This is a genomic window from Salinispira sp., from assembly GCF_059431795.1.
Genome location: NZ_JBXWXS010000015.1, coordinates 15,186 through 27,377 on the forward strand (window position 1 = coordinate 15,186; position 12,192 = coordinate 27,377).

Sequence of the window (12,192 nt, forward strand, 5' to 3'; positions counted from 1 at the left end):
GGGTACCTCTTTAGCTGTTCTTTGCATAAATACATGCCCAGTCTGTTTTCAGAAACTGGAATTGGGTGTCCATTCCGAAGAGCGACTCCGAATGTCCGATAAAAAGAAACGATTTGGCTCCCAGACTGGCCCAGAATCGGTCAATTACGGTCTTCTGCGCAACGGCATCAAAATAAATCAATACATTTCTGCAGAAAATTACATCGAGATTTCTTTGTCCGCTGTCATTCTGCAGGTTATGATAGTCAAACTTAATCAGTTTTTTCAAATCATCTTTAACGGCATACCCGCCTTCCCGCTCATCGAAATATTTTGTCAGATATTTCTCCGGGACGCCGTTCATCCGATGCTTTGCATAAAAACCTTCATTTCCGATTAATAGAGACTTGAGTGAGATATCGGATGCAGTAATGGTGATGGTGAAATCCGGGGGGAGTGTCTCTTTGAGTACCATTGCCAAAGTATAAGGTTCTTCTCCCGTGGAACACCCTGCGCTCCAAACCTTCACTTCTTTATTTCCTTGCTCCCGCTTCATTTTTATCAATTCGGGAACAACATAATATTCAAAGGTTTCGATATGGGCTTGATTACGAAAGAAACGGGTCAGATTGGTGGTTACCGAATCAAGAAGACCCTTAAGTTGTCCTTCATCCCGGATGATAATCTGATAATATCCGTCTATGTCTTCTGCTGAGGAATTTCTCACCCGCTCCCGGAGCCGGCTTTCCAGTATAGATCGGTTGGAGCTGGAAAAGGTAATTCCACTCTCGTCATAAATGAGCTTCTTGAACTTTTCAAACTGTGTGTCTGTTAAATATCCTGCCATTGGCCCTGCTTCTTTAGCGTGGTGGTTATGATTAAAGTCTATGACCTGGCCATAGCTGTGTCAAGGAAATTGATTCACATGGCATACCTATATTTCATTGACAAGGGGAAGCCCGCCGGGAATAATGAAGTTCCATGAGGAAATATATATTTGTCACTGGCGGTGTCTGCTCCAGTCTTGGAAAGGGCATAGCAGCCTCCAGTTTAGGAACCCTCCTGGAATCCCGGGGACTTGTTGTTCGGATGGTGAAGATCGATCCTTATATTAATGTGGATGCAGGAACCATGAGCCCCTATCAGCACGGCGAGGTGTACGTAACCGACGACGGCGCGGAAACCGATCTGGATTTGGGCAACTATGCCCGGTTCACCAAATCAACCCTATCCAGGCATCATTCAATAACTACCGGTCAGGTCTATCAGGAAGTCATTCAGCGCGAACGGGAAGGCAGGTATTTAGGCCGGACGGTTCAGGTGATTCCTCATATTACAGACAGAATTAAACAGCGCATTGTCAATATCGGTGAAGAAGAGGGTGTGGACGCTACCATCATTGAGATCGGCGGAACCGTGGGGGATATAGAGTCAATTCCGTTTCTGGAAGCCGCCCGGCAGATGGTGCACGAGCACGGCAGGGAAAATGCGATTTCGGTGCATGTCACCCTGGTACCCGAGGTTGCCGGAGGTGAGCAGAAAACCAAGCCCACCCAGCATGCGGTGAATAAAATGCGTGAAATCGGGCTTCAGCCTGATGTGCTGCTGTGCCGATCTCCCAATGAAGTGGATGAGGATATGCGCCGGAAGATCGCGCTATTTACCAATGTGCCGGTGAATGCGGTGATTTCTGCCCACGATGTTGCCAAAAGCATCTACGAAATACCCTTGAACTACCAGAGCCAGGGCCTGGACAGCATTGTTTTACGCCGGCTCGGTGTGGATGCGTCGGATTCGGATATGTCCCGCTGGGAGGCTATCGTGGACGTGATCCGATCTGCAAAAAAGACCGTCACCATCGGGATGGTGGGCAAGTACATTGAGCTTGCCGATGCGTATAAATCGGTGGACGAAGCCCTGGTACACGGGGGTATTGCCAACGGTGTGGATATCCATATTAGAAAAATCGACAGCGAACATCTTGAGAAGCTGGATGATCCCGATGGGGTACTGGGCGAGCTCGACGGAATTCTAGTGCCCGGTGGCTTCGGCAGCCGGGGCGTTGAAGGAATGATTCTGGCTGCCAGGTATGCCCGGGAACATCAGCTGCCGTATTTTGGAATTTGCCTGGGAATGCAGGTGCTGGTGGTGGAATATGCCCGGAATGTATTGGGTTTGGAAGATGCCAACAGCACAGAGTTTGCTCCGGAAGCTGATAATCCGGTGATCAGCCTGCTGGAAGAGCAGGTTGATGTGAAGAATTACGGCGGCACCATGCGCCTGGGGCTCAGCAGTTCCCGCCTCCTTTCCGGGAGTAAAATCCGGGAAATTTACGGAGAAGAGTTTATTAAAGAGCGGCACCGCCACCGGTATGAGGTGAATAACAAATTCAGAGCCGCCTTGGGTGAAGGAGGCCTGAATTTCGGCGGTACAACCCCCGAGGGAGAACTGGTTGAATCCAGTGAATGGGTCGGGCACCCCTGGGGTATCGGGGTGCAGTTTCACCCCGAATTTCTTTCCAGCCCTCTGGACGCCCATCCCCTGTTTGCGAGTTTTATTGAAGCAAGTGCCGGTCGAAAGACAAGTGCCGGTCGAAAGAAATGAGGTCATTCTCCCTTCGGGTCAGTATTACAGACATGCTGCTCGTTCTCTCAGCTGTCGTTATTCTCTCCTCATGCAGCTTTGACTATGATCAAATGGCGATGAGCGAGGAGGAAAAGGAACAGATACCCGATGTATCGCTACGCAATATTGTTGAGAGAGTGTATGAAGACGGGAATTTACTCCTGCAGCTTCAGTCCGAAATCTTGCGTACCTTTGAGAAACGTGAACTTCAGGAAATTGAAGGGTTGAGCTTCACCCAGTACAATGAGGATGCTACTGTTTCCCTGGAAGGAATAGCCGGGATCGCCGTCCGTGATTTGGACAGTGAAGATATTTTGCTCAGAGACGGTGTGGAGATTTATGTGACAGAAAGCGAATCACGAATTACGGGTGAAGAGTTTCTCTACAGCCCGGGACAGGATCTTATTTGGAGTCCCGACGATCAATGGGTGGAGCTGATTCGTGATGACGGCTCAAGCTTCCGTGGAAGAGGATTCGTGGTGGATCTTCTATTGCAGGAGATGCGCTTCGATGGAGGCAGTACCGGGCGGATTATCAGCGGCAGTGTGGAACAAAACAGTGCAGATGGGGAAGAAGAATGAAGCATTTTGGCATATGTTTTCTCATGACCGTTTTTGCCCTAATCCCGGCCAAAATTCTATATCCTGAAACCCTGGAAGCAACTGCAGGACAGAGCAGGTCGGTGTTTGCAGAAGGCAGCGAGCGTACCATCCTTGAAAATGGCGCAAAGGTTGAAGGGGAATCTATCCGTATAGAGGGTGACAGGATCAGTCTCAGCGGTGAGGGAAACCGCTTTATTGAAGCCCGTGGAACCGTACAGCTGTTGGACAAGGATAGTGGGACGGAGATATCCGCAAATGTCTTGAATTACGATACCGAAACTGAAGCCCTGGTCCTAGAGGGCAGTGCCGAATTTAACGATCCAGGTGAAGATATTCTGGTGCGAAGCACCTATATGGAACGAGAGGGGGAGCTGGCGGTTTTTCAGCTGGATGTCCAAATTGTCAGGGAGGACATGCTCGCCCAGGCGGAGTATGTACGATATTTTGAAGAGAGCGGCCGTCTGGAGCTCAGCGGATTCCCCGTAGTGTATTACCGGGGGGATGAATATTCTGCAGCGGTCATTACCATCTTCACAGATTCCGATGAGATTATCCTTGAAGGAGAAGTCCGTGGACAAATCAGCGATCCGGAACGAGGCTCTGAAGAAGAGCCTTCAGATGATGGGGAAGCTGAGGGTTCCGGTGGGAGCGGGGGCGAATGAGTACACTGCAGGTATCTAACCTTCAGAAAAAATACGGAAAAAAGCAGGTCCTCCGGGGAATAGATTTTTCCATGCACAAGGGGGAGGTTGTGGGCCTTTTGGGACCCAACGGTGCGGGAAAGACCACTTGTTTTTACAGCATTGTAGGATTTATTAAACCGAACGGTGGCGATATTTTACTCAATGATCATGTTATTACCAATCTTCCCATGTATCGTCGGGCCCGGCTGGGAATTTCATACCTCCCCCAGGAAGCCTCTGTGTTCCGGAAGCTGAGTGTGGAGGATAATATCTGGGCAATTATAGAGAACCGGAAGAACCTCGGTCATTCAGAGAAGAGGGATCTTCTGGAAAGCCTTCTTGGGGACCTCGGTTTGCAGGAGAAACGCCGGCAGCCGGCCTACACTCTTTCCGGAGGAGAACGGCGGCGAACAGAGATTGCCAGGAGTCTGGCCATTGACCCCCATTTTCTGCTTCTTGATGAGCCGTTCGCAGGAATTGATCCCATTGCGGTTCATGAGATCAAAAATATCATTCGGATACTTGTGGATAAAAATATCGGAATTCTTATAACCGATCATAATGTACGTGATACTTTGGAGATTACCCGCCGATCCTATATCATCAAGGATGGACAAATTGTGGCTGAGGGAGACAAGGCCGAATTGCTGGAAAACCGTCTGGCCCGTGAAGTGTATCTTGGTGAGTCTTTTGAAGCCTGATGTGATCCGGCTGCGTTGACAAATGGATGTGCCTAACACACAATTAATCTATAACTCCTGGAGGATGAGGTGCAGTATCAGAGACCGGCACTAGTACAGACACAAAAACTCAAGCTGAGTCCTCAGATGCTCCAATCCATCCGGATTATGGCTCTCCCCCTTCAGGATCTCAAGGCAAGGATAGATCAGGAGCTTGAGGAAAACCCCGCTCTGGAAGTGCTTGAAGACCGGGAAACCATCTCTTTGGATTCCATGCCAGATAAAAACAGCGAAGTTGAAAGCTATTTTGAGAATTCCTCGGACCCGGGTTTCACTTCAAGCTACGATCAGGCTGCGGCGGACTCCAAGCAGAGTTTTATGGAGAATGCCCTTTCCAAACCCGAAAGCCTCCGGGAACATTTAATCTGGCAACTGCGGCTCCAGCCTATTCCTGAAGAATTTTTTCAGATCGGTGAATTGCTGATCAGAAATTTGGATGAAAACGGGTTTCATCTTGAGAATCCGGAACTGCTTGTTCCCGAGGATCAGCATCCGGCGATGGGGGAGATGATCTCAATTATCCAGCGTTTCGAGCCTGCAGGCTGCTGCGCTGGGGACTATATTGAGAGCTTGAAGATTCAGGCTTCCATGGTTGTGGATGTCCCCGACTCCATCTATCCGTTAATTGAAAATCATCTTGAGGCGTTGGATCGGGGGAAATACCGGGAGATCGCCCGAACAGAAAAGATTCCCGAAGATGAGGTACTTCATTGTCTTGAAATTTTGAAAACCCTCACCCCTTTTCCCGGGCGGGAGTACTCCAGCGCCGATCCCACCTATGTGATCCCGGATGTTGCCGTCACCCGGGAGAATGATGAGTTCCGTATTATGGTGAATGAAGAGGAGATTCCTGTTCTCGGGCTGAACTCCTTTTTCGATCAGGTGTTTCAGGAATCGGGGAACACTGATCAACCGGGGCATGCTGAAGCGAAAAGCTTTGTCACATCCAAGATCAGGGATGCCCGTTGGTTTATCAATAGCATACAGCAGCGACACGATACCCTGAAAAAGGTAGCCCTGGCCATTCTGGAATATCAACGGGATTTTTTTATTTATGGACCCAAGAGCATAGTTCCCCTTACTTTAAAGAATGTGGCTGAGGATATCGGCGTACATGAAGCCACCGTTAGCCGTCTTACCCGGGGTAAATATATGCAGACCGATTTCGGCATCTTCGAATTGAAGTACTTTTTTACCAATGCGGTTACCGGTACCCGTAAGGGCGGGGGCAGTTACGGAAAGGAAGCGGTGAAGGCAATCATGAAGGAGATTCTGGAAGCAGAATCGGAACGTCATTTATCGGATCAGAAAATATCAGACTTATTGGAAAAACGCGGTATTAAAATCGCACGGCGTACGGTGGCGAAATATCGAAAAGAATTGGATATTTCGTCCTCGTATAATCGCTAATTTTTTTGGAGGTAGTGTATGCGTGTAGACATCAAAGGTGTTCATTATCAGATTACCGATGTTACCCGGAGTTTTCTCGAAACTAAGCTTGAGAAAATCAGTTATGCCGAAGATTATATTGTGGATCTGATGTTCACCCTGGCCAAGGATCATGATGCCTGGATTGCCGAGGTGAACGTAAATTTCCGCTGGGGAGTTACCGCCCACTTAAAGGAAGACACTTTTAACCTGCACGAATCTATAGAGAAGCTTGTTGATCGGCTTGATCAGAAAGTCCGGAAGGAAAAGGAGAAGGTTCAGGATAAACACCGGTAAGAGCGGGGGGCTCAGGCCCCCTTGAGCCGCAATGTTCCTGAAAATATGAAAGCGTTTACCGTATTAGATCTGCTCAACCTGGACTTAAAGGAGCAGGACGCCCTGAGCCTCCGCTGTATTGCGGGGCGTCAGGGCCTGACCAGAGAAATAAAGATTCCCGACCTCAATCGTCCCGGCCTGGCTCTTAGCGGATTTTTCGATAACTTCGCATTCGAGCGTATTCAGCTGTTCGGCAGGGGGGAACATGCCTATCTGGATATGATTCACACCAATCCGGACAGCCGCCACCTGATGGAAAATGTCCGGACACTGTTTGAATCGGATATCCCCTGCGCAGTCCTGACCCATGATCTGGATCCCACCGATGAAATGATCGCCATGGCCAAAGAAACCGGTACCCCCATTCTCCAGACAGAATTAAATACATCTGAATTCAGCGCCAGGCTGCTCCGGGCCTTGAGCAACGTATTTGCAAAAATGATCACCACTCATGGAGTGCTGATGGAGGTGTTCGGAATCGGTATTTTCATTACCGGAGATTCCGGTGTGGGGAAGAGCGAAACAGCGTTGGAACTGATTCATCGGGGGCACCGGATAGTTGCCGATGACTCGGTGGAAATTAAAAATGTTGCGGGAAATATTTTGGTGGGTGCGGGGGCCAACCGGGCCCTGGGGCATCATATGGAGATCCGGGGATTGGGGATTATTAATATCAGTCATCTCTTCGGTGTGGGCGCTATTCGGGAAACCAAGCAAATTCAGCTCATTATTGAGCTGGAGCACTGGGATGCGGAGAAGGAATACGACCGTATCGGTGCGGAAGAAAAAAAGAAGGAAATCCTGGGTATCAAGGTTCCGTATCATGTAGTTCCTGTGAAGCCCGGACGCAATATTCCTATTATCATCGAAACGGCAGCCATGAATGAACGCCTGAAAAAAATGGGGTACTACTCGGCCAAAGAGTTCAATCAGAGTGTTATGAAATGGCTGGAAAGCGAAAATGCGAGGAAGCTGTACATGCATAAAAAAGAGATGCTGGACCAGCTGAAGGATCCCAATTACGACGTGGATGAACGCCGCTGAAATTGTTTCCGGATAAAAATACCTTTCCCTCCGCATTAAATAAGGGTAGAATAGCGCCATGACTGAAAAAGTTATTGTGGTAAAGAACCGGGCAGGAATTCACGCCCGCCCAGCAGCCATGATTGTACAGACAGCCGGCCGGTATGATGCACGAATTTTCTTCAAGAAAGATCATGAAGAAATAAATGCAAAATCCATAATGGGGGTGATAACCCTTGGTGCGGCGTATAACACAGAAATTACCATCAGTGCAGATGGTGAGGATGAAGAAGATGCTGTTACAGCCATTGCACGGCTCTTCGAGACCAGGTTTGAAGAAGAATAGACGGGAATATACTTCACTACAGCAGCGCCGCCTGGGAAGATTCTTCCGGGCGGCGTTTTTATTCCCCTCTCTGGCAATACTTCTTATCCTGACTGGCTGTAATCGGGGTTCGGGACCGGGAGTGTCAGAGCAGCCCATTGAGCAGGAGAGACAGGATATATTGCATATTCAACCGAGACCCGCATCCAACGGGTTAGGGGGAGTTGAGCTGGATATTTACTGGAGCACTCTTGGGGAACGAATTTTTCTCCCCGATTCGCGTCTGAATTTTCGACAACATATGGTGTACAGTGTGGTTCTCCGAAATGAAGCGTTGTTTACCGGGCGGATACAGTACCGGAAACGATTTGTTGCCGGCTACGACCCGTATACCGAACTTTACTACATAGAGGACGGGGGTAACCGCAGCCAGGAGACTGCCACGAGTATTCCAGAGTTGAAACAACTGTTGGGAGAACCGGTGGTGCTGTATGTTCCTGCTGCCGATTTGAATGAGCTGCGAAGCGGAAAAATCCAGGTGAGCGTGCGGGCGTATCTGCCGTATTTAGGTCCCGATTCTGTATTTGCAAGATGGCTGAATTTGTTTTTCCGAAGCAGGTTTGCAGCACGGGGGGAGGCTCATTTCTTCCTCTGATCTGTCCCCTGGAAGGAGTCGAAAATTATGAACAGATCCGCCGGAAGCGGCTTAAGCAGTCTCATCAGTCTCGTATTTTTCTATTTCTTCCTCATTATTCTTCTGGTCCTTTTTGCAGGCCAGGTTCTGAACAGCGAAAATCAGGATAATGAACTCTATTTAGTGATCCTCTGGTTTGCCGCTCTTATAGTTCCGGTGGTTCTGCTGTTCAGTATATTCTCCAACTTACTTCGCTTGCTGCGGGAGCGCCGGGATAACGCACCGGGATCAGTTCTGAAAACCCGCCTGATAATCTACTTTCTCATTATGGTGATCCTCTCGGCGGGACCGCAGGCAGCGTTGAGTCTCAGCTTCATCAGGGTAATTGGCGATACCTGGTTTAACGATGAGATCGGAGAGGCCTTGGAAAACAGTCTGGATATTACGGTCAATATTCAGCAGAACCTGAGCGGGGAACTTGAAGAGTTCGCGTTCTCCTCTCTTTTTGAAAACCTGAGTGAACGTGCGGAAGAAAACCCAGCCCGGTATTTTGTTCAGTTGAGCCAAATTCGTCCTTCCCTGGATGCACTTCAGATTTTCGACTCGGGGGGCGAACAGCTATATTTCAACGGAGACCAAGAGGCTGCGATTGAATACTCAGCCTCGCTCCTTCAAGATGAAGGTCTTGTGATTCGGGATGTGCGACGGGATCGCAGCTTTATTCGCATACTGCGCAATATCTCCACCGACATGGGGCAATTGAGTATTATTCTTATAGAGGAGCTGCCCCGTGGGTTCGGGGAGCGAACTCTGAAGATCGTTTCAGCCCTGGAATTATTCAGCCAGTATCAGGAAATCAAGGACCTTTTATTCACCGGTATTATTATTTTTTACGGGGTGTTCTCTCTGCCCCTTGTATTTCTTGCTATCCTGGCCGGTTTTTATCTCAGTGATGTTCTGATACGACCCATTGTGAACCTGGAACAGGCTACCAGAAGAGTTGCCGAGGGGGATTTCAGTTTCAGAATTCTCGGGCGTTCCCGGGAAGAACTGGGGCATCTTGTGGAGTCCTTCAACGGGATGGTGGCTGAGTTGGAGCGGTCCCGGAATCAGCTGGTTCAGAGCGAGCGGATATCCGCATGGAAAGATATTGCACAGCGTTTGGCTCATGAGATTAAGAATCCCCTTACGCCTATTAAACTGTCTGCCGAGCGTCTCAAACGGAAGTACGAAAAAGAGGGGGCCGATTTTCATCTTGTCCTGGAAAATTCTGTGGCGACTATTACCAGGGAGGTGGATCATCTGGCAGGCTTGCTCACCGAGTTTCGGGACTTCGCCCGACTTCCCTATCCTCAGCCCCGGGAAGTAAGCCTTAAGCAGCTGATTCAGGATGTGCTGGATGTGCACCGGATACCCCACGTGGAGGTGGTTCTGGAGCATATTGATGATACCACCATGGTATATGTGGATTCAGCCCAGTTCCGGCAGGTACTTGGAAACCTGGTGAAAAATGCGGTGGAGGCTATTGGCGCGAACCCCGGCGAGCTACGCTTTGAGAGTCAAATTCTTACCAGTTCCGGGAAGCGTTTTCAGCGTATCCAGATCAAGGATGACGGAGAAGGAATGGATGAGGAAACTGCCGGACAGATTTTCAATCCCTATTTCACAAGTAAGGCCGATGGGACCGGCCTCGGGCTTGCCATAGTGCAGCGTATCATTCAAGATCATGGTGGAGAGATACGGGTGGAAAGTGAGCCGGGCATGGGCGCCCGCTTTTACATCGATCTTCCCATACTGGAGCAGTAATGAATACCGTACTTGTAATTGATGACGAGCAGGGAATCCGCGAGATTCTTGAAGATATACTCAGAGATGAAGATTACCGGGTGTTTACTGCCCATGACGGATACAAGGGGCTGGAAATTCTAAAGATTGAGCCGGTGGATCTGGTTTTTCTTGATATCTGGCTGCCGGGGATCGGGGGTATTGAGGTTCTTCAGAAAATCCGTGATGAGTTTCCCGGGGTCGAGGTGGTGGTTATCAGCGGGCATGCTAATATTGAAATGGCCGTGAAGGCAATTAAGATGGGTGCCTACGATATGCTGGAAAAACCGCTGAGTATGGATCGAATTCTCCTGCTTTGCCGTAATATTTTTGAACTCGAGGATCTTCGCAGAGAAAATCGGGCTCTTAAGGCCCAGCTTGGATCGGACCAGGAAATGATTGGGTCCAGCGAAGGGATCAGCAAGATACGTTCGGTCATAGATCAGGCTGCGGCAAGCAATGCAACCGTGCTGATCACCGGGGAAAACGGTACCGGAAAGGAACTTGTTGCCCGGGAAATACACGGTAAGTCCGCCCGGAAAAATCAGCCATTTATTCCGGTGAATTGTGCAGCGATACCTGATAATCTTATTGAAAGCGAGCTTTTCGGCCATGAAAAAGGAGCTTTTACCGGGGCTTCAGGGCGAAAGAAAGGAAAGTTTGAACTTGCATCCGGAGGAACCCTCTTCCTGGATGAGATAGCCGACCTATCGCTTCCCGCACAGGCTAAAATATTGCGGGCCATACAGGAAATGCGGATTGAGCGCTTGGGAAGCGAAGAAAGCATATCGGTTGATGTCCGCATTTTGGCGGCAACCAACAGAAATATGCAGAAGATGATCAGCGAGGGTGAATTCAGGGAAGATCTCTACTATCGGCTCCATGTTGTTCCCATTAATGTGCCTCCGCTGAGAGAACGAGGTGAGGACATCAGGGTTCTTGGAGAGTACTTTCTGAGACGCTATGGGGGGGAGAAGCGCCGTTTTTCTGAAGAAGCCAGGGACCGACTCATGGAGTATCCATGGCCGGGAAATATCCGGCAGTATAAGAACGTAATCCAGCGGATCTCTGTTCTTTCCGATGAACCTGAAATCAGCGAGGAGTCTGTTGACTTTGCATTGAAGGGTGAAATGACCCGTGGAGCCGGGCAGATTTCCAATGAGCTTGAGGAGTATGGCGAAATGGGACTGATTGAGGCAAAAGATTCGTTTGAGAGGAAACTCCTCCTTCAAAAACTTGAAGAGACTGGGTATAATATTACTAAAGCTGCGCAGCGTTTAGGTATTTACCCCAGTAATCTTCACAACAAAATTCGAAAGTACGGAATTGAAACAAAGCGATGAAAGGTCTAACTGCCAGACAGACTGAAGTTCTCAATTTTATAAAATCCTTCATCAGGGAGCATAAATTTCCTCCCACGGTGCGGGAGGTGTCACAGAACTTTCACATGTCGGTCCGGGGAGCCTACGACCATATCAAAGCGCTGGAAAAAAAACATGTGCTCCGCTGCAATAATATGCGAAGCAGAGCAATTGAGGTGCTTGATAGGGGGGGGAGTCAGTATGCTGAACTTCCCGGCAACGAAAAAGAGGAAGGGCTGCAGCACCGGATCCCAATTCTCGGCTCCGTTGCCGCAGGAAAGCCCATCCATGCGGAGGAAAACTGGGACGGACATGTGAGTGTACCCTCGGAGTTTCTCCGGAGCGGGCGGCATTTTGCCCTCAAAATCCGGGGTGAAAGCATGACCGGCGCGGGTATCATGGAAGGAGATCTGGCCATCATAAAGGAACAAAGTACCGCAGAAAATGGTGAAATTATCGTTGCCATGCTTGAGGATTCGGTAACACTGAAACGTTTCTACCGTGAAGCCAACCGGGTAAAGCTGCAATCTGAAAACAGTGAGTATGCGCCAATGTATACCCGTGATATTCGTATTTTGGGCAAGCTGGAACACATAATCAGAACCTACTAAGTACTCCGCCCCTGGCGGCCT

The 12,192-nt window shown here is 49.2% G+C and carries 13 protein-coding genes; 12 read left to right on the top strand and 1 reads right to left on the bottom strand.

The window, feature by feature from the left end; all coding sequences use genetic code 11:
• Nucleotides 1-10: 10 nt before the first annotated feature.
• Nucleotides 11-826: a CheR family methyltransferase gene (locus AC52PS_RS06320; RefSeq protein WP_495562202.1), complete on the bottom strand. Its 816-nt coding sequence runs from the start codon at nt 824-826 to the stop codon at nt 11-13.
• A gap of 134 nt (nt 827-960) precedes the next feature.
• Here AC52PS_RS06320 and pyrG point away from each other — a divergent pair, with 134 nt between their 5' ends.
• From pyrG to lexA, 12 genes are all read left to right on the top strand, one after another.
• Nucleotides 961-2,583, top strand: a complete 1,623-nt coding sequence (gene pyrG, locus AC52PS_RS06325; RefSeq protein ID WP_495562203.1) for a CTP synthase — start codon at nt 961-963, stop codon at nt 2,581-2,583.
• Between the two features lie 32 nt (nt 2,584-2,615).
• Nucleotides 2,616-3,185, top strand: coding sequence for an LPS export ABC transporter periplasmic protein LptC (gene lptC / locus AC52PS_RS06330; protein WP_495562204.1), 570 nt, complete (start codon nt 2,616-2,618; stop codon nt 3,183-3,185).
• Nucleotides 3,182-3,868, top strand: coding sequence for a hypothetical protein (locus tag AC52PS_RS06335; protein WP_495562205.1), 687 nt, complete (start codon nt 3,182-3,184; stop codon nt 3,866-3,868). Before lptC ends, AC52PS_RS06335 begins: the two co-directional genes overlap by 4 nt.
• Nucleotides 3,865-4,590 carry an LPS export ABC transporter ATP-binding protein gene (gene lptB, locus AC52PS_RS06340; RefSeq protein WP_495562206.1) on the top strand — a complete coding sequence of 242 codons (726 nt, stop codon included), beginning with the start codon at nt 3,865-3,867 and terminating at the stop codon, nt 4,588-4,590. Before AC52PS_RS06335 ends, lptB begins: the two co-directional genes overlap by 4 nt.
• A gap of 69 nt (nt 4,591-4,659) precedes the next feature.
• Nucleotides 4,660-6,039, top strand: coding sequence for an RNA polymerase factor sigma-54 (rpoN, locus tag AC52PS_RS06345; protein ID WP_495562207.1), 1,380 nt, complete (start codon nt 4,660-4,662; stop codon nt 6,037-6,039).
• A gap of 18 nt (nt 6,040-6,057) precedes the next feature.
• Nucleotides 6,058-6,354 (top strand): ribosome hibernation-promoting factor, HPF/YfiA family, encoded by a 297-nt coding sequence (gene hpf, locus AC52PS_RS06350; protein WP_495562208.1) that lies wholly within the window; start codon nt 6,058-6,060, stop codon nt 6,352-6,354.
• Nucleotides 6,355-6,399: 45 nt separating this feature from the next.
• Complete coding sequence (hprK, locus tag AC52PS_RS06355; protein WP_495562209.1) at nt 6,400-7,437, top strand: HPr(Ser) kinase/phosphatase; 1,038 nt, start codon at nt 6,400-6,402, stop codon at nt 7,435-7,437.
• A 58-nt stretch (nt 7,438-7,495) separates the two neighbouring features.
• Nucleotides 7,496-7,762, top strand: a complete 267-nt coding sequence (locus tag AC52PS_RS06360; RefSeq protein WP_495562210.1) for an HPr family phosphocarrier protein — start codon at nt 7,496-7,498, stop codon at nt 7,760-7,762.
• On the top strand, nt 7,749-8,396 hold the full coding sequence (locus AC52PS_RS06365; protein ID WP_495562211.1) for a hypothetical protein: 648 nt from the start codon (nt 7,749-7,751) through the stop codon (nt 8,394-8,396). The genes AC52PS_RS06360 and AC52PS_RS06365 overlap by 14 nt, the downstream gene beginning before the upstream one ends.
• Before the next feature lie 27 nt (nt 8,397-8,423).
• Complete coding sequence (locus AC52PS_RS06370) at nt 8,424-10,181, top strand: sensor histidine kinase (protein WP_495562212.1); 1,758 nt, start codon at nt 8,424-8,426, stop codon at nt 10,179-10,181.
• The gene (locus tag AC52PS_RS06375; protein ID WP_495562213.1) at nt 10,181-11,542 is read left to right on the top strand and encodes a sigma-54-dependent transcriptional regulator; all 1,362 of its coding nucleotides are present in this window, start codon (nt 10,181-10,183) and stop codon (nt 11,540-11,542) included. The genes AC52PS_RS06370 and AC52PS_RS06375 overlap by 1 nt, the downstream gene beginning before the upstream one ends.
• A complete protein-coding gene (lexA, locus tag AC52PS_RS06380) occupies nt 11,539-12,171 on the top strand; it encodes a transcriptional repressor LexA (protein WP_495562214.1) in 633 nt (210 codons plus the stop codon). Before AC52PS_RS06375 ends, lexA begins: the two co-directional genes overlap by 4 nt.
• Nucleotides 12,172-12,192 lie beyond the last annotated feature (21 nt).

Coding starts and splice junctions, on each gene's coding strand:
- hpf (WP_495562208.1), top strand. CDS start 6,058: ATGCGTGTAGACATCAAAGGTGTTCATTATCAGATTACCGATGTTACC.
- AC52PS_RS06370 (WP_495562212.1), top strand. CDS start 8,424: ATGAACAGATCCGCCGGAAGCGGCTTAAGCAGTCTCATCAGTCTCGTA.
- pyrG (WP_495562203.1), top strand. CDS start 961: ATGAGGAAATATATATTTGTCACTGGCGGTGTCTGCTCCAGTCTTGGA.
- AC52PS_RS06375 (WP_495562213.1), top strand. CDS start 10,181: ATGAATACCGTACTTGTAATTGATGACGAGCAGGGAATCCGCGAGATT.
- lexA (WP_495562214.1), top strand. CDS start 11,539: ATGAAAGGTCTAACTGCCAGACAGACTGAAGTTCTCAATTTTATAAAA.
- AC52PS_RS06360 (WP_495562210.1), top strand. CDS start 7,496: ATGACTGAAAAAGTTATTGTGGTAAAGAACCGGGCAGGAATTCACGCC.
- AC52PS_RS06335 (WP_495562205.1), top strand. CDS start 3,182: ATGAAGCATTTTGGCATATGTTTTCTCATGACCGTTTTTGCCCTAATC.
- hprK (WP_495562209.1), top strand. CDS start 6,400: ATGAAAGCGTTTACCGTATTAGATCTGCTCAACCTGGACTTAAAGGAG.
- lptC (WP_495562204.1), top strand. CDS start 2,616: ATGCTGCTCGTTCTCTCAGCTGTCGTTATTCTCTCCTCATGCAGCTTT.
- AC52PS_RS06320 (WP_495562202.1), bottom strand. CDS start 826: ATGGCAGGATATTTAACAGACACACAGTTTGAAAAGTTCAAGAAGCTC.
- lptB (WP_495562206.1), top strand. CDS start 3,865: ATGAGTACACTGCAGGTATCTAACCTTCAGAAAAAATACGGAAAAAAG.